Here is a 20938-nt window from a genome sequence, read left to right as displayed (position 1 = left end):
GTTTCACCTGAACTGCACGATGGCGTCTCTGCGCAAGCGTAGTAAGTCCATTTTCCCTCCCAGGTAGGTCTAATGACGAAAATCCAAGCCAAAAACCGCGACCCTGATCGCATGACCCATTCGGTCGGACAGTTCGTCGGCTTTTTGGCTTAAGAAAGTGAGCAGCTCTTCGAACGACAACATTTTTCCAGTGTCCGGGTGTTTCCATTGCCGGTCCTGTGCCAAGGTGATGAGCAGGCATCCTGCGCGGCAATTGTCATGCTGCATATATTTTCCGACCAGCTGGTCTTCGAGCGCCGAGATCAAATCCTTCACAGAATATCCGTTGTTTCCGAGCTTCACCTCAATGACAGCCTGCTGTTCGCTGCGGACGGACAATAACCGAATATCGGTTTCCTTGGCATCGACAACCATTGCCTCACGATCGATCCGATAGGCGTTGTTGGCGCGTTCCTGCAAACGCTTTGCAAGGTAGACCTGCATTCCCGCCTCCTGATCGATGCCAGCCAACACCGGGCGGTCGGAGAACTCATGCGCAGTCATATCGTGCTCAAGATCGCTCAGGCGATCCATCATCAATGCGAACATCCCGTCGAGGTCAGCAGGCGGCGCCTCGCCATACTTATCCAGATTGGTCAGTTCGCTATCGAGCAGCGGTGGCCCCTCCGCTTCCGCTGCCGCCGTTTCGCGCGCCAGTTGATGGATGCGGTCTCGAAAATGGGTGAACAGCGTATCATCGCGCATGGCGAGCTTGATCTTCCAGGCTGTAGGCCCGTCCTGATTCAGCAGCGAGAGTAAGACCGCATCGCGCCCACGCTGTGCATCGTCGCGGGCGGTCGGGCTGTAAGTGCCACCGCCAACACGATCTATGTCATTCTTACGATCGATTTCGGTATAGGCGAGCCGAAGGAGTTTATGCAGTAGCTCCGGTGAATAGGCATCGCTGTCCAGATTCGGAGCAAATCGCACGTTGCGCTGTTCTCCGATTCCGGCGAACAGGTTTTCGCAAAACTCATACCGCTTTTCGCCGTCCATCTTCGCCAGACCCACTTCGATTGCGTCTATGCCTGATTCCGGCGCTATACGGAGCAGCGCATTTACCCAAAGTAGCGCGAACGGCTGATCCAGACCGGCGTGCAGATGACGAATTACCAGTCCTGCCAATTCGTCATCTGCGTGCCCTTGCCCATGTCGAAGCCGCAGGTCGATCGCCCGGTTGAGGTGCTCATATATGCTGTTCTGCTCGCTTTCATCGGAAAAGGAACAGTCGGTTGTTGAAAGCCAATCCCAGACGCGCGGTGCAAAAAATTGCTGCACGACTTCGTCTGCATTCGCAAAATCAGAGAGCAGATCGGGGAAGGTGAAGCTAGCGGCGTCGTTGAGTTGATCGGTCAGTTCGGTGCCCAAGATGCGATCGACCTCATCCGGCCACCTTTTGACGAGGTCGGTAGTCCAAGGCGGCACGCCGTTGAGTTGAAGTGGGGCATAACGGGCAGCGATCTTGGCTTCTTTGCTGGTCAGCCGCTCGGTCCAGTCTTCTCCGGTTGTAGCCTCGGCGTAAACGCCGGCAAGGCCCATGATCCAGTGCGACCAAATGGTGTTACGCTCATCCTCTTTACGCTCGCTACGCAGCGGGATCGTGAGTGTACGCCAATAGTCGCGAAACGCTTGTTCGACGCGATCAGCTATTTCCGCGCTGAAAATATCGGCGATTGTGGTTTTGTTCCAGTGCGTACGCTGGGTGAGTTCGTGATCGTCGCGTTCCAGGACATACCAAAAATCCCATACCGTCTGCTTGAGCTTATCCGGCGGAAAGGTCGGCTCGGGATCGCGCAATACTTCTTCGCGCCAGTCTTCCCAGCTCGCAATGTCCCTCTGCCGTTTCGCTTCGCGCTCGGCATCCTCTTGCGCCCATTTCGCCTCTCGCGCTTCCTCTTCTCGGTCGCGTTTTGGAGGAGTAATCCTCCTTTCCAGCGCTTGCTGCCGCCACCCATTGTCGGCCACCAGCTCGCGTAGCTTCTCGACATGGTCCTCGACCGGAATCCCTTTGTCCCAACAGAACTTGAGGGCATCCCAAAACGCCGCATCGGCAGTTAAGGAAGGAAGCGCCTCGTCGCTGGCAAGCTCGACCAGCCACGAGAAATCGTCGGTTTGGAGATTTCCGAGCAAGCGGTCTCGCCATATGTGCATAGCGTGTTTTTCCGGATCATCGGTCGGGAGAACCACCAAGCAAAGCGCGCTCTCGGCTATGAAAACCAGTTTCCGAACCTCCGATCCACTGGTGCGGATCTTGTGCATCAGCTCTTCGGTGGGTTTTTCATCGCCATATTCTGATTGTTTGAATCGCGCCGAGAGCACTATCGAGCGCATCAGATCGGCGGTTGGCAGTTTTCCGGTTTCCAGCTCCTGCTTGCACAGGACCGCCAGACCCGACGACAGGTGCTGAAACTTGCTGGTGTAGTGCGGCCAATGCTCGGTTTGCTCTATCCCGGATTGGATCAGGCTCGCAATGGAACGCCGCAGCTCCGACAGTGCGCCATCGTCCAAACTGACCTCATGGAATAGATTCGGCAATTGCCACTCGAGACCGCCTACTTGGCGTTTCTCGACATCTATCTGGCTCATCAGAGTGCAGAATTGTTCATTCGACATGTGTTTGGGAAACATCGCATCGATCACGCCGCTTTTGACCGATGAGGGCCAATTGGTATCTGGATCAATGAGCGAACCAACTAGTTCTCCGATCGAACCAGGTTCGCTCATGTCCGCGATTGCCCGGATCGCCGTGCAGCGATCCGCGATATAGGCGTCGGAATCATTCGCGACGGCGAGAGCGATATCCCGGCAATCGTTCATCCGTCCGGTCTGAATCAGATCGACCAGCAGTTCCCTCACTTCAGGACTTTCGGTGCCGGCTTGCCATAACTTGCGCACGGTGGGTGACAGTTCCGGTGCCGCAAACCGCATGACCTGCGGATATGGTATCCGAACGCCTCGCCAGTCGCTTTGCTGGTATCGAACAGCGAAAGCGGAAAGGATTGCATTTCGCGCTTCGATCGAAAAGCTCTCCGGATCACCGTCATCCATCAGGGCTTCCGGTTCGCGGGCGATCATTTCGGATCGGACACCATCATTCCACAGCGACAGCCAGGCGGCCACGGCCCGCATGGACGGAAAAACCACTTTCTCGTCATAGAGCTCGCCAAAGATCAGCCGGTACAAGGCGCGGATCGACATCAGGCCTTCGCTAACCAGCTTGTTGAGCCTTTGCGCGGCAAGAAATTCGGTAGCGGAACGATGGTGGAAGCGCACGCGCCCGTAGCTTGCGAAACCGAAAAGAGGACGCATCAGGAGTTCTTCGCGATCGGGCTCGGACCAATCGGGCAAGACCACTGCCGGGTCCAGCGCCGCTTCGTGTTCGATATCATCGAGTGACAAGTCAGAAACGCGAATGGTTTTCTTGCGGGTCAGGATGATTCCTAGCGCCAGTCTTTCCGCGCCCTCCTGGACACGCTCGACCGACAGCTTGGTGTGTCTTTTTCTGTCGCCCCTTTCGTTCAGCTTGCTTCGGATATCCTCGGCAACTTGTTGAGTACGATTACCCAGTTCTCCGTGTTGGCGCCAATAGGAGCATATCTCGATCAGTTCTTGCGGACGGCGGGCGAGATCCCAGGCGCGTTTTGCCTCGATTGCTGCCAACAGCTGTTCTGCATCGGCGATGTGTTGCCCGGATATCAGTTGCGAGATCTGTTCGTTTGATAACGGCATCAATGCGACCGTGCGCTTGCGTTTGCGGGGCTTTCCCAGCCTTTCGTGCTGCTCTGCGTCGCGCTTTGCGCGCCGCTTTTCCCCGCTGATCAACTCCCTGAACCTCTCGCGGGATTCGACTACAACATCGCTGACCGTTGGCGGATCGACGATCGGTAGCTCTGCGGCAAAGGCCTCCAGTTCGACCGGGAGCGGGCGGCTTGTGACGACGACTTTTGCCCGATGAAGGTGGCCGTCGATTGCCTTGCGCAAGCGGCGCAGGGCAATCCGGAAGTCGCCGTGCGAGAGCTTCAGTTCGTCGACGGAATCGAGGAAGAAATAAGCAGTAGAGCTTCCATCCTGCTGCCATCCCTGAAAACGCGCATGTTCGTCGGGGGATTGAAGATATTCGATTTCCTGCTTCGAGAGTGCTTCGAGCGCGAAAAAGAATGCTGCCTCACCGCGCGCGCTCAATTCTCTCACTTGCACTTTGCATTCGTGTGTCTTTCCGGCTCCGGCCTCGGAGAGGATGAGTATGCGTTCAGATTCAAGAAGTTTTTGCCAATCGAATGTGCCGCTCCATCCGAATTCGGCAAGAGTCATCAACATTTCGGGATCTTTGATTTCGTCCGCGTTCAAATCGCGGAATGATCGCGAGATTGGCAAAGGTGACATTGGGTTGTTCGAGTTCATTGTTTAGCGCTTATGACCTAAAATCTTCCTGACAGAGATCATCTTCGCACGCCTCGGGCCTGAATTTGGGTAGAACGGGCCGGGCGGCGAACTTGTGACCGATGTAGTATTCTATCTTGCCGGGTTTACGCACAACATCCGCATCGAGCACTGGCGATGTTGCCGCGTGGCGCTGAATAAGGTCATCATTCGATCTGTCGCCGGCAAACGCGAGGCGATACGCAAAACGCGAAGTAATGCGGTTGATTGCGTGAATCTTCTTCTTGTCCGATATCTTGCGAAATCGAGGGGTCGGCCCGAAGCGCTTGAGCCGGTTTGCACCACGCAGGACATACCTCGGCGATAGCGGAAAATAGAGCTCAACCTTTGTGTTCTCGATATATGGCTGGCGGATGCCGCGATCGTCGGGATCGAAATAGGCGACCGGATTGTCCGAAGTGATGAAGTCAGTTCCGGTATCGTCGCTGAGAATTTCAAATCCCAGCCGCCGGGTCATATCGGCGAACCGGCGCATGTCCTCGCTCATAGTTCCAAGAGTGCGTGGACGGTTGACGGTCACTTCAACCGTATCGAGCTCATCTTGATACCGCTTCAGCTTATCCGGCAGCTTGCCCATTTCGGCGAGTACCTTGATGCCGGTCCTTGTTTCCAGCGCCATCAGCGCCTCATTATAGTCGCGTGCCGCCGGAACCCTCGTCCGCATCATCGTGAGCATGGCGAACAGTCCGTGAAGGGAATTGGGATCTAGCGTCCCGGCATCTACCGCTTCCAGCACCGTCGGCCATTGCGTTTCGACATTGCCGAAAACGTTTTCGAAGCTGTCATTGTCGCGAGAGCCATCCTCGCGAAGCTGGCTGTAATAGTATTTTTCGAAGCCGGTATTTTTGGGAAGGACGTGAAGCGGTTCGGTTGGGTTTTCGCTGCGATAGGCATGCAGCTTGCCCGATGCGGCAGCCCAGCTTTCGAGATATGTCACAGACACGAAATGGTGGCGTTTGCGCTCTGCATTCTGATCCGTTGTCGGTAAAGAAGCCATGTGTTTGAAATGGTGCGGCGTTATCGACGGCGCAATAGTTTCGTCAAAAATGAGAACCGGAACTCGAACTCTTCATACAAGGTACCTACATCTAGCTGATGAAGCACCGCATTATTCTCAAGCTGCGCCGCGTTCACGAAGTCTCGACATTGATCTACATCCCCCCCAGGGCGCGACCATGAATCAGAAGCCGCTGAAGACAGAACTACATCATTGGTGGCCGCGAACGCTCGCCAACCATTGGACGGCAGGTGATGGGATGGTCTCAGTAATCCGGCCAGACGGAACCGTCCACCGCGCGCCGCCGGGAGCATTCGGTGCGATTACAAACGCCCACCATATAAAGATCGGTGGTCCATGGGACTCGACATTCGAACCGATCTTTAACGAACCTGACAATGAAATGGCTGAGTTCGTGCAGTGGCTGGCGACACTCGAGACTGCGCTCGGGGCACCTAATCGGCCGATGGTTGAACGAATTGCGCCGCACCCGCTACCTGAGGAGAGCGCGATGCAGGTAGCTCGCATCGCTGCCTCATTGCTAGCGCGAAGCCCGAGCATTCGCGCGTCGATCAAGCGCACCACTGAATACTATCGCCATAGCTTCGGCCTAGCCAATCCGACCGCCGACAAGAGCCTGATAGCCGCTAACCAGCGTGGGCTGTATGATGCTTATCGCAAGCGCATGATGCACGGCCGCTGGGCAATCCTCTTCAGCGACGAGCTTGAGTTCATCGCCGGCGATGGCTTCCTGCACAATTTCCCCGCATCGCAGGACGCCCTCAACTCCGGGCTCAAGCTGGTGCTGCCGATCCTGCCGACGGCGACAATCATCTACATGTCGCCGATGCAATATCCGACCGAACCGCGGCTCGTGACCCTTCGGCTCGGCGCAGACGAAGTCCAACAGTTTAACGCGATCACGCAGGTCTACGCCAGCAACTTCCTATTCTATCGTGACGATAAGCCACAACTCACTGATGCATTTCGGCATGGCGAACATCGGCAATTCCAATATCATGGCCATGAATGGCTCGATCCGCTGCTTGACGATCTGTCGCAGTACAATCGCTGGGGAAAGGGCGGCGCGGCCGACATTTCCAGTCGTCGTCCCTATAGCGAGTCGCTCGAAGGTAATCGCTGGCTCGACCGTTTAGCAGGCCGAGACAGCTAGGTCGCTTTTTATCCTTGTGGACGCTTGCCTCGAACGCGGCGCGGCATAACGCCTCAATAAAGGTCGTTCTCCGCAATTCGCTGCCTCGCCTTGGCACACAAATTCTTCGAGCAAATGTCAGCTATACGTTTACACTTGCTCAAACCGGACAGTCAGCTCACGGCCCAAGTTGCGCTAATCCTTTCTCTCTTTTCGCTACGCTACGCTCATAACAAATCCCTGTTGCCTAACGGCAATATAATGCCTCTTTGATTTGCCTCGCAAGCGCAGCCGATGGTCGGTTGCCACAATCCGGGGCAGCACATGAGTGTCATTCCAATCCGGTCCGAAGCATCATCGCGCGGCGCGCGCATGTTGCGCACGGCTTTGGGCGTAGAGATTGCTCGCTGGCTCGAAGAACCCGCAGTGATCGAGGTCATGCTCAATCCAGACGGCCGCCTCTGGGTCGACCGTCTGGGTGAGGGCCTCGCCGCAACCGACTGCTTGATGGGTGCCGCCGATGGCGAGCGCATCATCCGTCTGGTCGCGCATCATGTCGGTGCCGAGGTTCATGGCGGGGCGCCGCGCATTTCGGCGGAGCTGCCCGAAGGCGGTGAACGTTTCGAAGGGCTGCTTCCGCCTGTGGTTGCCGCACCCAGCTTTGCCATTCGCAAGCCCGCCGTCGCCGTGTTCACGCTATCCGACTATGTGGCGGCGGGCATCATGGCAGACTGGCAGGCCGATCTGCTGGCCGATGCCGTTGTGTCGCGGAAGAACATTCTGGTCGCTGGCGGCACTTCCACCGGCAAGACGACGCTTACCAATGCGCTGCTGGCCGAAGTTGCTTCCAGCTCTGACCGCGTCGTCCTGATCGAAGATACGCGCGAACTGCAATGCGCTGCTCCCAATCTCGTCTCGCTGCGGACCAAAGATGGCGTTGCCACTCTGTCCGACTTGGTCCGCTCCGCCCTCCGGCTGCGGCCTGACCGAATTCCGATTGGCGAGGTGCGCGGTGCAGAGGCCCTCGACCTGCTCAAGGCCTGGGGCACCGGCCATCCGGGCGGGATCGGCACGATCCATGCCGGGACAGCGCTCGGCACGCTGCGGCGGCTCGAACAGCTGATTCAGGAAAGCGTGGTCACCGTGCCGCGTGCGCTGATCGCCGAAACCATCAACGTTATCGCTGTGCTGGTGCGCGATGGCACCGGACGGCGGCTCGCTGAACTGGCCGAGGTCCGCGGGCTCGATGCAACCGGCGAATATGTCCTTGCACCCCTTTCCCCCACTCAAGGAGACCCTTCGTGATTCACGTTCTATCGCGTGCGCGCTCGCGCCTGCACGCTACAATACTCACTACCTGCGTGGCACTCGTCGTTGCCACGCCCGCCCATGCAGCAGGCTCGTCCATGCCATGGGAAGCGCCGCTGCAGGCCATCCTTGAATCGATCCAAGGGCCAGTTGCCAAGATTGTCGCGGTGATCATCATCATCGCCACCGGCCTGGCGCTGGCTTTTGGTGACACATCGGGCGGGTTCCGGCGGCTGATCCAGATCGTCTTTGGCCTGTCGATCGCCTTTGCCGCATCGTCCTTCTTCCTCTCCTTCTTTTCCTTCGGCGGCGGGGCGCTCGTCTGATGGAGAGCGGCGCATCCAGTTTGCCCAATGGCTTCGTGGTCCCGGTCCACCGCGCGCTGACCGAGCATATCTTGCTGGGCGGCGCACCGCGCGGGCTCGCGATCGCCAATGCAACGCTGGCCGGAGCCATTGGTCTGGGCCTGCAGTTGTGGATCGCTGGGCTCGTTTTCTTCGCGCTCGGTCACATGGTGGCGGTCTGGGCAGCGCGGCGCGATCCGCAATTCGTGGACGTCGCCCGGCGGCATCTGCGCTTTCCTGCCCATTGCGGGGTGTGACGAATGTTCTCGCTGCGCGAATACCGAAATAAGGCCGACCGGCTCGCGGACTTCCTTCCCTGGGCAGCACTCGTTGCGCCCGGAGTGGTGCTCAATAAGGACGGCAGCTTTCAGCGGACGGCGCGCTTTCGTGGGCCAGACCTCGACAGCGCAACGCCTTCCGAACTGATCGCCACTACTGCGCGGCTCAACAGCGCGCTGCGGCGACTGGGGTCAGGCTGGGCGATCTTCGTCGAAGCGGTGCGCCGTCCAGCGCTCGACTATCCAGTCTGTGACTTTCCCGATCGCGCGTCCGCCCTAGTCGAGCGCGAACGCGCTGCGCAGTTTGCCGAGGAAGGCGCGCATTTCGAGAGCCGGTATTTTCTCACTTTCCTGTGGATGTCGCCCGCCGAGGACGCCGCGCGTGCGGAAAGCTGGCTCTACGAGGGCAAGGCCGAGAAAGGCGTCAATCCGCACGAATTGCTGGACGGCTTCGTCGATCGGACTGACCGTCTGCTGCGCCTGTTCGAGGGCTTCTTTCCGGAAGCCCATTGGCTCGATGACGGCGAAACGCTTACCTATCTCCACAGCTGCATCTCGACGCGGGCACAGTCCGTCCGCGTTCATGAAACCCCGATGCATTTGGATGCGCTGCTCGCCGACGAGCCGCTCACTGGCGGGCTCGAACCGCGTCTTGGCACGGCGCATCTGCGCACGCTCACCGTGATCGGGTTTCCGAGCGCGACCTTTCCCGGCCTGCTCGATGAATTGAACGCACAAGGCTTCGCCTATCGCTGGTCGACGCGGGCAATCATGCTCGACAAGAGCGACGCGACACGGCTGCTCTCCAAAATCCGCCGCCAATGGTTTGCCAAGCGCAAATCGGTCGCCGCGATCCTCAAAGAGGTGATGACCAACGAGGCCTCGGTGCTGGTCGACAGCGACGCGGCCAACAAGGCCGAGGATGCCGATACGGCGCTGCAAGAACTCGGCGCCGACCATGTCGGTCTGGCGCTGGTCACAGCGACCGTCACCGTCTGGGACGAGGATGCCGCGCTCGCAGCCGAAAAGCTGCGTCTGGTCGAGAAGGTCATCCAGGGGCGCGATTTCACCTGTGTGACCGAAGGCATGAACGCCATCGAGGCGTGGCTCGGATCGCTGCCGGGTCATGTCTACGCCAATGTCCGCCAGCCTCCGATCTCGACGCTCAATCTGGCGCATATGATGCCGCTCTCGGCGGTCTGGGCTGGGCCGGAAAGCGATGCGCATTTCGCTGCGCCGCCACTCATTTATGCGAAGACCGAAGGCTCGACCCCGTTCCGCTTTTCGCTGCATGTCGGCGATGTCGGACACGGTCTGGTGGTTGGCCCAACCGGAGCGGGCAAATCAGTGCTGCTCGCCATGATGGCGATGCAATTCCGCCGCTATGCTGGCTCGCAAATCTTCGCCTTCGATTTTGGCGGCTCGATCCGCGCGGCAGCGCTCGCTTGCGGCGGTGACTGGCAGGACTTGGGATCAAGCCTTTCAGATGACAGCGATGAAGCCGTGATGCTGCAACCGCTCGCGCGGATCGACGAGCCGGCGCAGCGAGGCTGGGCATCCGAATGGCTGCAGGCAATCCTTGCTTCCGAAGGCGTCACCATCGATCCGGTTACCAAGGACCATCTCTGGTCGGCACTGACCTCGCTGTCGACCGCGCCAATTTCCGAACGCACCCTCACTGGCCTCGCCGTCCTGCTCCAATCGCAGGGCTTGAAGCAGGCACTCGCGCCCTATTGCATCGGCGGTCCTTTTGGTCGGTTGCTCGATGCTGAAAGCGAGCGGCTAGGCGAAGCGAGTTTTCAGGCTTTCGAAACCGAGGGGCTGACCGGATCGGCAGCGGCCCCCGCAGTCCTCTCCTATCTCTTCCACCGGATCGAAGGGCGGCTCGACGGATCGCCTACGATGATCATCATCGATGAGGGCTGGCTGGTGCTCGACAGCCCGGCCTTCGCCGCGCAATTGCGCGAATGGCTCAAAACCCTGCGCAAGAAGAATGCGAGCGTCGTCTTCGCAACGCAGAGCCTTGCCGATATCGAGAGTTCAGCGATTGCGCCCGCGATCATCGAAAGCTGCCCAACCCGTATCTTCCTGCCCAATGAGCGCGCGGTCGAACCGCAAATCCTGAGCATCTATCGCCGCTTCGGGCTCAACGATCGCCAGATCGAAATCCTCAGCCGGGCAACGCCCAAGCGCGATTATTACTGTCAGTCAGCGCGCGGCAACCGTCTGTTCGAACTGGGTCTGGGAGAGGTCGCGCTCGCCTTCACCGCAGCCTCTTCAAAGAGTGACCAGCTCGCTATCGCGAGGATCATCGAGAATTCCGGCCGCGCAGGTTTTGCCGCCGCCTGGCTCAGACATCGCGGCCTCGACTGGGCTGCCGACCTGCTCGGAGCCCCCGAGCGCACATCCCTTACCCCCAGCCCCCAACAAGGAGACCTCCCATGATTCCTCGGAAATACTTTCGCAGCCTTTTGACCGGTGTCGCGCTTGCCTGCGCAGGCTCCGGCGCTCTCGTGTCCGCGCCTGCCCACGCGCAGTTCGGCGGGGTGGTCTATGATCCGACGAACTATGCGCAGAACGTGCTGACCGCTGCGCGCACGCTTGAGCAGATCAACAACCAGATCCGCATGCTGCAGAACCAGGCGAACTCGCTCGTCAACGAGGCGCGCAATTTGCAGAGCCTGCCGCTTACCGTGCTCCAGCCCTTGCAAGACCAGATCCGCCAGACGCAGCAATTGCTGCAGCAAGCCCAGCGCATCGCCTATGATGTGCGCGCTATCGAAACGGCCTTTGATGCGCAGTACAAGAATATCCCGCTGGGTGCCTCGCAGCAGGCGATGGTCAATGGCGCTGAGGCGCGCTGGCAAAACAGCGTCGCCGGGTTCGAGGACGCGCTGAAGGTCCAGGCGGGCGCGGTGGCCAATATCGAAGGCTCACGCGAAGCGGTGGGCAATCTGGTCAGCGCCAGCCAGTCGGCCAGTGGTGCCTTGCAGGCCGCGCAGGCAGGCAACCAGCTCTTGGCGGTGCAAGCAGGCCAATTGGCCGATCTCACTGCCACGCTGGCAGCGATGAGCCGGGCGCAGGCGCTTGATGCTGCCGAAAGCGCGGCAGCCAAGGCTCAGGCGCGCGAACAGCTGCGGCGCTTTTTGGCCAATCGTCCGCGCTATCTGCCCAGCGGGCAAAAGTGACCCGCCATGGATAGCAAGCTCCTCGCGCGCGTAGGTGCCGCCGTCTTCGTCGGCCTCGCCTTCGCCATGACGCTTGTGCAGATGCGCGAGGAGCCTGCCACACGGCCCGACTCCGTGCCAATCGCTTGGGTGCCCGACGGCGACCCGCTGCCCTTACAGATCAAGGCCTGTGCAGAGTTGGGCGAGTTGGCGCTGTCCTCACCCGATTGCCGCGCGGCCTGGGCCGAAAAGCGCCGCCGCTTCCTGGGCGTGGATCATCCAGAGGCCTATTCTGAGCTCGCTGATCCTGCGCCGCCGCTCATAGCGGACATCCCAACGTCAACCCCGGTTGGCGACCAACGAGGGGAGGACTGACATGGGCGGCACGGGCGTCGTCGATCGCTTTCTGGCGATCTTCTCCCAATATATCGACAGCGGCTTCGGCCTGCTTTCGGGCGAGGTCGCTTTCATCGCGACCACGCTAATCGTGATCGATGTGACGCTAGCCGCCCTGTTCTGGAGCTGGGGCGAGAATGACGACATCATCGCGCGGCTCGTCAAGAAGACGCTCTTCGTCGGCATCTTCGCCTATATCATCGGTAACTGGAGCGCGCTCGCCAACATCATCTTCAACAGCTTTGCCGGTCTCGGCCTCAAGGCCAGCGGGTCAGGGCTGGGTGCCGCCGACCTGTTACAGCCCGGGCGTGTGGCCCAGGTCGGGATTGATGCCGCCTGGCCGCTGATCGAATCCATCGCCGATCTGATGGGCTATGTCGGCTTCTTCGAGAATTTCCTGCAGATCATCATTCTGCTGCTTGCCTGGGCGGTGGTGATCATCGCCTTCTTTATCCTCTCGATCCAGCTGTTCGTCACCCTGATCGAGTTCAAGCTGACAACGCTGGCTGGCTTTATCCTTATCCCTTTCGGTCTGTTCGGCAAAACCGCCTTCATGGCTGAGCGCGTGCTCGGCAATGTCGTATCTTCGGGCATCAAGGTGCTGGTGCTGGCCGTGATCATCGGCATCGGCTCGACGCTCTTTGCTGAATTTACCAGCGCAATCCCTGGCGAGCCAACGATCGAGGATGCGCTCGCCATCGTGCTTGCAAGCCTCACGCTGCTCGGTCTGGGCATCTTCGGCCCCGGCATTGCCAACGGCATCGTCGCAGGCGGACCGCAACTGGGAGCGGGCGCAGCAGCAGGCACCGCCTTGCTAGCGGGCGGCGCGGCGGTGGGAGCTGTCGCCGGAGCCAAGCTTGCCGGCGGGGCTGTCGCCAGCGCTGCCTCGTCGGTCGCGCAAGGCACATCGCGCGCCGCGGGCGGAGCAACCATGGCCTACGCCACAGGCTCCGCAGGCAAGAGCGGCGGTGCAGCGGTTGCAGGCGGCATGGCCGGTGTCGGCCGCGCAGCAGGAGGTGCCGCCATGTCGCCGCTGCGCAAAGCGGCAGAAAGCGCCAAAAGCAATTTCCGCGAGGGTGCACGGGCGTCGGTCGGCAATATGGGCGGGCGCATTGTGCCTGCACCAGGCAGCACGCCGTCCGGCCCACAGCCCGAAAACGGCCCGCCCGCCTGGGCCAAATCCATGAAGCAGCGCCAGAGCCTCGGCCACTCGGCATCGCTCGCCGCGCACACTGTGCGCTCCGGCGACGGCCACGGCGCAGGCTTCTCCATCGACACGAAAGAGAAGGACTGACCTCTCATGTTCAAACGCCCCTCGATCCGGTATGGCAAGACACCGCAACCCGAGACGCCCTATCAGCGCGCGGCACAAGTCTGGGACGAGCGCATTGGCTCGGCCCGCATCCAGGCGAAGAGCTGGCGCTATGCCTTCTTCGGCGCGCTCGGCTTGTCGGCAGCGCTGACCGGCGGTCTCATCTGGCAGAATGCGCGCGGCACCATCGTCCCCTGGGTGGTCGAGGTCGACAAGCTTGGCGAAGCGCGCAGCGTCGCGCCTGCCAATGCCGAGTTCGCACCGACCGATCCGCAGGTCGCCTTCCACCTTGCCCGCTTCATCGAGCATGTCCGCGCCATTCCCGACGATGCCATCGTCGTGCGGGAAAACTGGCTCAGAGCCTATGACTTCGCGAGCGACAAGGGCGCGCTGGCGCTCAATGACTATGCGCGCGCCAATGATCCGTTTTCCGTGATTGGACGCGAGCAGGTGGCGGTCGATGTCACCAGCGTGATCCGTGCTTCGCCGAGGAGTTTCCGGGTGGCCTGGGTCGAGCGCCGCTACCGCGACGGCGCGCTCGCCGAGACGAGCCGCTGGACCGCGATCCTCGGCATCACCGTGCAGCCGCCCAATAATCCCGATGCGCTCAGCAAGAACCCGCTCGGCATCTTTGTCACATCCATCAACTGGTCAAAGGAGCTCGGCTGATGTCCCGCTCACATATTCTGTCTCGCAAAATCTATGTCAGCCTGTTTGGTGCGGCGTCGCTGGCGCTGGCCGTTCCGGCCTCGGCGACCCCGGCCCCCTCGGCTGCGGCCATGCAGTCAGCCTTGGCAGCGCTGGTGAAAATGCGCCCGCTCACGGCGATCCAGACACCCGATGATATCTATCTCCTATCGCGGCAGGCCTCCCCCACTGCCGCGCGCCGCTCCCGCCCGCCTGACCCCGAGACGCAAGTGGGAGCGGCAAATGATGCTGCCCGTATCCAGCCCGAGGATGCAGGCTTTCAGAACGCGATTCAGCGCTATGCCTATAGCGAAGGGGCGCTGTTCCAGATTTATGCCAAGCCAGGTCAGGTGACCGATATCGCCTTGCAGGAAGGCGAGCAGCTGGTCGGTCCCGGCCCGGTTGCTGCAGGCGATACGGTACGCTGGATGATCGGCGATACGCTAAGCGGATCGGGCGCCACACAGCGGGTGCATATCCTCGTCAAGCCGACCCGGCCTGACATCACCACCAACCTTGTCATCAACACCGACCGGCGCACCTATCACGTCGAACTGCGCGCCAACGCCCGCGTCTACATGGCGTCGGTCAGCTGGTCCTATCCCGAAGACGAGCTGATCGCATTGCGCCAGGCAGTAGCCGAAGCCGTGCGCACGGCGCCGATTGCGGATGGGTTCACGATCGAAAACCTCAATTTTGATTACAGGGTATCGGGCGACAAACCCGATTGGCGGCCGCTGCGCGTGTTCGATGACGGCCAGCGCACGCTCGTGGAGTTCCCGCCCGACATTGCCCAAGGCGAAATGCCGCCCTTCTTCGTCATGGGCGAGGAGGGCGAGGCCGAACTGGTCAATTACCGGGTGAACGGGCGCTACCTGATCGTCGACCGGCTGTTCCATAAGGCCGAATTGCGGCTCGGCGCAGGACGCAGGCAGGTTCGCGTCAAGATCACCAACCGCGCGCGGAGCGAGTGATGAACAGCGAGCCTGCTCCCGAACGCCCCGGCGACGCCGAATCCATCACCAGCCTGCGCGGCGAGGGCCCGCGCGTTGTGCGACTGTCGCGCAAAGCCATCGGTATCGCCAGCGCCGTCGGACTATCGCTTGTGGGCGGAGCTTTGCTCTATGCGCTGCAGCCTGCCTCGCAAGGGGGCGAGGAGGAGCTGTTCAACACCGATGGTGTCGCGGTCGCCGATGGTCTGACATCGGCCCCGAGCGATTATTCGCAGGTGCCACAGCTCGGGCCGCCGCTTCCCGGCGATCTCGGAAAACCGATCCTCGATGCGCAGGAGCGCGGGGCTGTCGCAGCCTTGCCGCCTGTCGGCGCGCAACCGCCCCCGCCGCCGCCGCAGGGCATCAGCCCAGAGGAAGCGGCGCGTCAGCGGATCGAACAGGAACGCGAAGCCGCACGCGGTAGCCGCCTGTTTTTTGGCGGCGGAACGCCCGCTGCCAGTCTAGCGCAGGGGCTCCCGCCCTCCGATCCAGTGCCTTCATCAGCTCAGACTTCGGTTTCTGCCGCACAGCCTGCCTTTCTCGATCGACCCGCCGAGCGCCGCACGGTTTCATTGCAGCGGCTCGATGCCGCACCATTGGGGGCGCTGTTGCAAGCCGGTTCAGTCATCCCCGCCGCACTCATTACCGGTATCCGCTCCGACCAGCCCGGGCTTGTAACCGCGCAAGTGACTCAAAACGTCTATGACAGCCTGACCGGACGCCGCTTGCTGATCCCGCAGGGCGCGCGCCTTATAGGCGAGTACGAATCCGATGTCGGCTTTGGCCAGCGGCGCGTGCTGCTCGCCTGGAACCGGCTTATCCTGCCCGATGGCCGTTCAATTGTGCTCGAACGCCAGCCTGCAGCCGACCCTTCCGGCTATGCCGGCCTCGAAGACGGGGTCGACTATCACTGGGGCGGCGTGCTCAAGGCCGCGCTGGTCTCGACCTTGCTGGGCGTGGGCAGCGAATTTGGTTCCGGTAGTGACAGTGATTTGGCACGAGCGCTGCGGCGCGGCAGTCAGGACAGCGTCAACCGCGCAGGCGAGCAGATCGTCTCGCGCGAGCTCAATATCCGCCCGACGCTGACTATACGGCCGGGCTATCCAGTGCGGGTGCTGGTCACCCGTGATATCGTACTGGAAAGTGGATCGTGACCAGGCTCAAGCTTTCCGACATCACCGACGAGAAGCCGGTCAAGCTCACCATCGAGATCCCCGCCCGGTTGCACTGCGATCTGGTTACCTATGGCACCGTCCTGAATGGCGGAGAGGAGCTGGGTGCACCAACACCCGAGCAGTTGGTCGCCCCGATGCTGGAGCGGTTTATGGCGACCGATCGCGAGTTCGCGAAAGCGCGGCGGAACATTCAGCCAGTGCCGGTTAGCGGATAGCGTTCATCGAGCAGCTTGAAGAAGCGGGCGAGTGCGGGATTGTCGTTGTCCTCGCGCCACCAGGCTGCAAAATCGAGATGCGCAGCACCGCTTGGGTCGGTTATCTCGCGGAACACGACATCGGGCCGGGTAGCGCCGGTCGCGCTTTCGGGGACCACGGTGATGAACTTGCCGAACGGCACCATAGCGGCGATGGTCTCTGCGCTCGTTTCCTGGGTGATGATATTGGCCTTTAAGCCATTGCTGCCAAGCCGCTGGCGGATCACTTCGGCAATCCTCGGCCCGCTTCGTTCCCGCGGCATCACAAAGACCGACTTGCGCAAATCGGTCCAGAACAGGCTTTCGCTCTTGGCCAGGCGATCTTCCTTGGGCAAGACGACCATCAGTCGTTCGGACCACAGCCAGCGCTTGGTGACTCCGGGTTCCTCGATCTGGCTGGCATGGATGGCGATGTCGACGATGCGGGTTTGCAGCCCAGATAGCATGCGTTCCGGACTGGCTTCGAGCGCATCGAGTTGTACATCGGGAAAGCGTTCTAGCAAATCGCCGAGCAGGAGGCGCAGATTGCCGGTGCTGAGCGAGCCGGAAAAGCCGACCATCAGGCGCCCGACCTCTCCGTATCTCACGGCCTTCGCCGTCGTCAGCAGATTGTCGGCATCGGTGACGATCCGCCGCGCGACCTCGAGGAAGGCCTTGCCGGTCTCTGTCGGCACAACCCCTCGGGTGGAGCGCTCAAACAGAGTGATCCCGAGGCGTTGTTCGAGCGCCGATACCTTCTTGCTCAACGTGGACTGTTTCACATTGAGCTGCTTGGCCGCGCGCAGGAAGCTGGCCGTATCTGCTGCAGTAACAGCGAAGCGAAGCTGGCGAAGGTCGATGGTCAAAGACTTCGCCCCACCTTGCCCTTAGTCATTGTTGTGGCCCCATAATTTGAACGAATGCTCCGTTTTCGGTGCTGCATACGTCATGCCATTTACCGGGGCTGAGTCAATTCACCGCACGCCCAGCACAAGCCGTCGCGCTTACATTCTGCTTACAACAACAAGCGTAATGAGCCGTGTAAGCGCCCTTGATTGGCGCCTACAGGCTATACACACTTGAATATATGAAGAAATAATGGAGCGGGCGAGGCGATTCGAACGCCCGACCCCAACCTTGGCAAGGTTGTGCTCTACCCCTGAGCTACGCCCGCTCGGCGGCTGTGACATGGGTATCGTCATCAGCAGTTGAGGCGCGCGGTTAGCATGGGTTTTTATACCCCGCAAGCCCCAATCATCCCTAAGTTCGCAGCAAATGCAAAAATATGCTTGGCATTGACGGCGCGGACCCCACATAATGCCCTCTAGATGAACGATTTGGGCGCTGGTCCGGGCAACAGGCCCGCGTCACTACAGGAGCATGATGTGGCAACAGCAGGACTGACAGTCGAAGAACAGAAAGCGGTAGAGGTTTTCCAGCGGGAGGTCGTGGCACCGAGCATGGACAAGCTCGTTATCCTCGATTTCTGGGCCGAATGGTGCGGACCATGCAAGGCGCTGACACCAGTGCTTGAGAAGGTTGCCGCAGCCTATGCCGATAAAGGAGTCGTGCTGGCCAAGATCAACGTCGACGAGAATAAATTTATCGCTGCGCAGTTTCAGGTGCAGTCGATTCCTACCGTTTACGCGATTTTTCAGGGCAAGCCGGTCGCCGACCTGACCAGCGCGCGCAGCGAGAGCCAGTTGACCGGCGCACTCGACCAGTTGCTGGCCCAGTTGCCGGTCGGCGGCGGGGAAGAACCAAAGCAGGATATCGCACCGTTGCTGGCAATGGGCGAAGAAGCGCTGGGCGGCGGCGACGCCGAGCGCGCCGCCGGAATTTTCGCGCAAATCGCGGAAATGGCGCCCGATAATGCAGAAGCGGTTGGCGGACTGATTCGTTCGATGGTTGCTGCGGATCATCTGGAGCAAGCGGAAGCGGCACTCGCCGGATTACCGGAAGAATTGCGCGAGGACCCAGCGATCGAGCGGGCACAGACCAGCTTGCAGTTGGCCAAAGACAAGCCCGATGATGCCGAACTGGCTGCTCTGGAAGAAGCGGTAGCCAAGGATGACAAGGATTATCAGGCGCGATTCGATCTGGCCGGGGCGCTGATCGCGACCGGCGAACATGACAAAGCGGCAGAGCATCTGTTGACGATCATCGCCGCGGACAAGGACTGGAATGATGGCGCGGCGCGGCAGAAGCTGCTGTCGCTGTTTGAGATGGTCGGCCTGGAAGATGAATGGGTCGCCGCTACGCGTCGCAAGCTCAGCGCGCTGTTGTTCGGATGAGCGAAACCAAACGCCTTTCCATTTTCCCGCTGTCCGGCGCGTTGCTATTCCCAGGCATGCATTTGCCCTTGCATATCTTCGAGGAACGCTACCGTGCGCTGATCAATGACGCGATGGCCCGGGACCGCCAGATTGGCATGATCCAGCCGAAAGAAGGGGGTAATCACCCTGCCCTGTTCGACATCGGCTGCCTTGGCAAAATCATCGATATCGAAGCGCTTGATGATGGCCGGTTCAACGTCATCCTTGAAGGTGTGGCCCGGTTCCGGGTGGTCGAGGAGATTGACGCCTCCACAGCGTTTCGACAGGTCCGGGCTGAAATCGAAGACGATCTGGAGATAGACGAGGTCCTGGCCAGCGCCGAGCGCGCCGCGCTGGAGATTGAATCCCGCCGGTTTGCGGATCTGCAGGGCTATCAGGTGGACTGGGAAAGCATAGGTCGGCTTGACGACATGGCCTTTGTCAACGGCATCGCCCAAATTGCGCCTTTCGATGCAGCATCGAAGCAGGCGCTGCTCGAAATCGACGGGCTCGCCAATCGGGCCGAGCTCATCATCCAGCTGTTGCAATTCTTTGGCCGGCAGGATGGTGATGACGATCGGGTCACCCTGCAATGACCGATCGCAGTGGGCGCGACGACAGCCGAAGCATAGATCCTGAATTGCTGTCGATATTGGTTTGTCCAATGACCCGGACAGCACTAGTCCATGATGCGCAGTCCCATGAGCTGATCAGCACGGCCGCCGGCCTTGCTTATCCGATTCGCGATGGCATCCCGATCATGCTGGTCGAAGAGGCCCGTAAATTATAGCAGCCTTTCCAGGGACGACGCTCTCCGGCCAGGATCAAGCCAGAAATATTACCGCGCCGATGGCCACGACGAGGGAACCCCATGTCAACAGGTGCCCCAGAAACAATTCCCTGTCTCTCGGTGAGGATGTCTTATTTTCTGAATCAATCATAATTTTACAATCTTTACGCTACGCAACGACAAAATACTCTCGTCAACTCGGTCTACCAAGGTGCAGGAGATCAGCTCCGGGCCGATCCAATTGTGGGAGAAGAGGGATCGGCCCGGATCTGAATGTCCAAAGAAGCTTAGCGGGTTTTACAGCTTCCGTTGACCAGTCCGGCCGTTCCTTGCCGCGTGAGATACTGACCAGGGTATCTCAATTGCGCCAAGTCGCGACCGCGTTCGGTTCGGCGCTCTTGCATTCAGGTAGACCAGAACCATTTTACTGCCGCTCCGAACGAACCATCGCTTGGGGCAACCGCCGAACCATTTTGGATATCGGGAAAAGGGTCATCCTTTTATAGTTTCAAACCGTGTCACCCGCTCTGCAGACGTCAAAAGTTAACGATATCGGCTGAAAAACGGCTTACGCCGGTAAAATTTAGGGAGTTATTATCGATTTTTATTTACAAATTGTAGCGGTAACATAGGATTTAACTCCATTGTAACAAAAGGAAAATTCATGTTTCGCGTGTCCGGAACAGACAATCGATCCGCCATGACGTCGGTTCTTTTTTGCCAAATGATCGTCCCTGATTTATGATGATATGATGACCAGAGCTTCCTGCGACGATTTGAACGACAAAGAGAAAGAGGTGCTTCACCTGCTCTTGCTCGGCCATGACGCCAAAACCGCAGCGCAGGAAATCGGAGTGACTCCCAATGTGATCAACGAACGGCTGCGGTCAGTCCGGCAAAAACTGCAAGTCACAAGCAGTAAGGCTGCAGCTCGCATGCTGGCAGAGCACGAAGGATTTGAACCCAAATTTTTTGTGCCCAAGAATATTGGGATTGCTCAAAAGCGCAGATCGGATGCAGTTTACCCCTTGCCTGGACAACAGGCAGCGGCGCCAGAAAGGGTCAGGGAAGCACAGTCCGCGTATCAATCATACGCATCTGCATCGAACCCGCTCCTTTCGGTACCGCTTCGCAAACAGGGAGAAGCGGGCAACGATCTGAGCAAGGAGGCGCGAATATGGGCGATCGTCGACCTTTCGGTCAAACTCGCCTGTGCATTTGCCTTTGTCTGTCTCGCCGCGATGCTGGTGAGCCGGTTGATCAGCCCAAATTGATCCCTGCCCTTTTGGTCACTAATCGACGCCCCAAGTGT

At 59.8% G+C, this 20938-nt stretch carries 19 protein-coding genes and 1 tRNA gene; 16 read left to right on the top strand and 4 right to left on the bottom strand.

The window, feature by feature from the left end:
- Positions 1-69: 69 nt before the first annotated feature.
- The gene (locus tag ACN0WW_RS02110) at positions 70-4230 is read right to left on the bottom strand and encodes a hypothetical protein (protein ID WP_417608882.1); all 4161 of its coding nucleotides are present in this window, start codon (positions 4228-4230) and stop codon (positions 70-72) included.
- A 220-nt stretch (positions 4231-4450) separates the two neighbouring features.
- Entirely contained in the window at positions 4451-5476 is a 1026-nt protein-coding gene (locus ACN0WW_RS02105) for a DUF4238 domain-containing protein (RefSeq protein WP_417608880.1), read from the bottom strand.
- Between the two features lie 178 nt (positions 5477-5654).
- Between ACN0WW_RS02105 and ACN0WW_RS02100 the strand changes: the two genes are divergently transcribed.
- The 12 genes from ACN0WW_RS02100 (at position 5655) to ACN0WW_RS02045 (ending at position 16503) form a co-directional block, all read left to right on the top strand.
- Positions 5655-6650, top strand: a complete 996-nt coding sequence (locus ACN0WW_RS02100; protein WP_417608878.1) for a hypothetical protein — start codon at positions 5655-5657, stop codon at positions 6648-6650.
- A 303-nt stretch (positions 6651-6953) separates the two neighbouring features.
- Positions 6954-7934 (top strand): P-type conjugative transfer ATPase TrbB, encoded by a 981-nt coding sequence (trbB, locus tag ACN0WW_RS02095; RefSeq protein WP_417608876.1) that lies wholly within the window; start codon positions 6954-6956, stop codon positions 7932-7934.
- Positions 7931-8263: a TrbC/VirB2 family protein gene (locus ACN0WW_RS02090; protein ID WP_417608874.1), complete on the top strand. Its 333-nt coding sequence runs from the start codon at positions 7931-7933 to the stop codon at positions 8261-8263. The genes trbB and ACN0WW_RS02090 overlap by 4 nt, the downstream gene beginning before the upstream one ends.
- Entirely contained in the window at positions 8263-8538 is a 276-nt protein-coding gene (locus tag ACN0WW_RS02085) for a VirB3 family type IV secretion system protein (RefSeq protein WP_417608872.1), read from the top strand. Before ACN0WW_RS02090 ends, ACN0WW_RS02085 begins: the two co-directional genes overlap by 1 nt.
- Positions 8539-8541: 3 nt before the next feature.
- On the top strand, positions 8542-11004 hold the full coding sequence (trbE, locus tag ACN0WW_RS02080) for a conjugal transfer protein TrbE (protein ID WP_417608870.1): 2463 nt from the start codon (positions 8542-8544) through the stop codon (positions 11002-11004).
- A complete protein-coding gene (trbJ, locus tag ACN0WW_RS02075; protein ID WP_417608868.1) occupies positions 11001-11747 on the top strand; it encodes a P-type conjugative transfer protein TrbJ in 747 nt (248 codons plus the stop codon). The genes trbE and trbJ overlap by 4 nt, the downstream gene beginning before the upstream one ends.
- A 6-nt stretch (positions 11748-11753) precedes the next feature.
- Positions 11754-12101 carry a putative entry exclusion protein TrbK-alt gene (gene trbK-alt / locus ACN0WW_RS02070; protein ID WP_417608866.1) on the top strand — a complete coding sequence of 116 codons (348 nt, stop codon included), beginning with the start codon at positions 11754-11756 and terminating at the stop codon, positions 12099-12101.
- Position 12102: 1 nt separating this feature from the next.
- Complete coding sequence (gene trbL, locus ACN0WW_RS02065) at positions 12103-13416, top strand: P-type conjugative transfer protein TrbL (protein ID WP_417608864.1); 1314 nt, start codon at positions 12103-12105, stop codon at positions 13414-13416.
- 6 nt (positions 13417-13422) lie between these two features.
- Positions 13423-14103, top strand: a complete 681-nt coding sequence (gene trbF / locus ACN0WW_RS02060; RefSeq protein WP_417608862.1) for a conjugal transfer protein TrbF — start codon at positions 13423-13425, stop codon at positions 14101-14103.
- Positions 14103-15095: a P-type conjugative transfer protein TrbG gene (trbG, locus tag ACN0WW_RS02055; RefSeq protein ID WP_417608860.1), complete on the top strand. Its 993-nt coding sequence runs from the start codon at positions 14103-14105 to the stop codon at positions 15093-15095. The genes trbF and trbG overlap by 1 nt, the downstream gene beginning before the upstream one ends.
- A complete protein-coding gene (locus ACN0WW_RS02050; protein ID WP_417608858.1) occupies positions 15095-16267 on the top strand; it encodes a TrbI/VirB10 family protein in 1173 nt (390 codons plus the stop codon). Before trbG ends, ACN0WW_RS02050 begins: the two co-directional genes overlap by 1 nt.
- The gene (locus tag ACN0WW_RS02045) at positions 16264-16503 is read left to right on the top strand and encodes a DUF2274 domain-containing protein (protein WP_417608856.1); all 240 of its coding nucleotides are present in this window, start codon (positions 16264-16266) and stop codon (positions 16501-16503) included. The genes ACN0WW_RS02050 and ACN0WW_RS02045 overlap by 4 nt, the downstream gene beginning before the upstream one ends.
- On the opposite strand, the gene ACN0WW_RS02040 is transcribed toward ACN0WW_RS02045, so the two are convergent.
- Both ACN0WW_RS02040 and ACN0WW_RS02035 read right to left on the bottom strand, forming a co-directional pair.
- Positions 16479-17387 (bottom strand): LysR family transcriptional regulator, encoded by a 909-nt coding sequence (locus ACN0WW_RS02040; RefSeq protein WP_417608854.1) that lies wholly within the window; start codon positions 17385-17387, stop codon positions 16479-16481. The two genes, ACN0WW_RS02045 and ACN0WW_RS02040, sit on opposite strands and share 25 nt — an antisense overlap.
- A gap of 233 nt (positions 17388-17620) precedes the next feature.
- Positions 17621-17695 (bottom strand) — tRNA-Gly (locus ACN0WW_RS02035).
- Positions 17696-17906: 211 nt separating this feature from the next.
- Between ACN0WW_RS02035 and ACN0WW_RS02030 the strand changes: the two genes are divergently transcribed.
- The 4 genes from ACN0WW_RS02030 to ACN0WW_RS02015 all read left to right on the top strand — a co-directional run bounded on the left by ACN0WW_RS02030 (position 17907) and on the right by ACN0WW_RS02015 (position 20900).
- Positions 17907-18815, top strand: a complete 909-nt coding sequence (locus ACN0WW_RS02030; RefSeq protein WP_417608852.1) for a tetratricopeptide repeat protein — start codon at positions 17907-17909, stop codon at positions 18813-18815.
- The gene (locus ACN0WW_RS02025; RefSeq protein WP_417608850.1) at positions 18812-19432 is read left to right on the top strand and encodes an LON peptidase substrate-binding domain-containing protein; all 621 of its coding nucleotides are present in this window, start codon (positions 18812-18814) and stop codon (positions 19430-19432) included. The genes ACN0WW_RS02030 and ACN0WW_RS02025 overlap by 4 nt, the downstream gene beginning before the upstream one ends.
- A complete protein-coding gene (locus ACN0WW_RS02020) occupies positions 19429-19626 on the top strand; it encodes a Trm112 family protein (protein ID WP_417608848.1) in 198 nt (65 codons plus the stop codon). Before ACN0WW_RS02025 ends, ACN0WW_RS02020 begins: the two co-directional genes overlap by 4 nt.
- 749 nt (positions 19627-20375) lie before the next feature.
- Positions 20376-20900, top strand: a complete 525-nt coding sequence (locus tag ACN0WW_RS02015) for a helix-turn-helix transcriptional regulator (RefSeq protein WP_417608846.1) — start codon at positions 20376-20378, stop codon at positions 20898-20900.
- The last annotated feature ends 38 nt before the right edge of the window (positions 20901-20938 follow it).

Source organism: Parasphingorhabdus sp., from assembly GCF_048269865.1.
Classification (GTDB): Bacteria; Pseudomonadota; Alphaproteobacteria; order Sphingomonadales; family Sphingomonadaceae; genus Parasphingorhabdus.
This window is presented reverse-complemented; position numbering and strand designations above follow the sequence as displayed.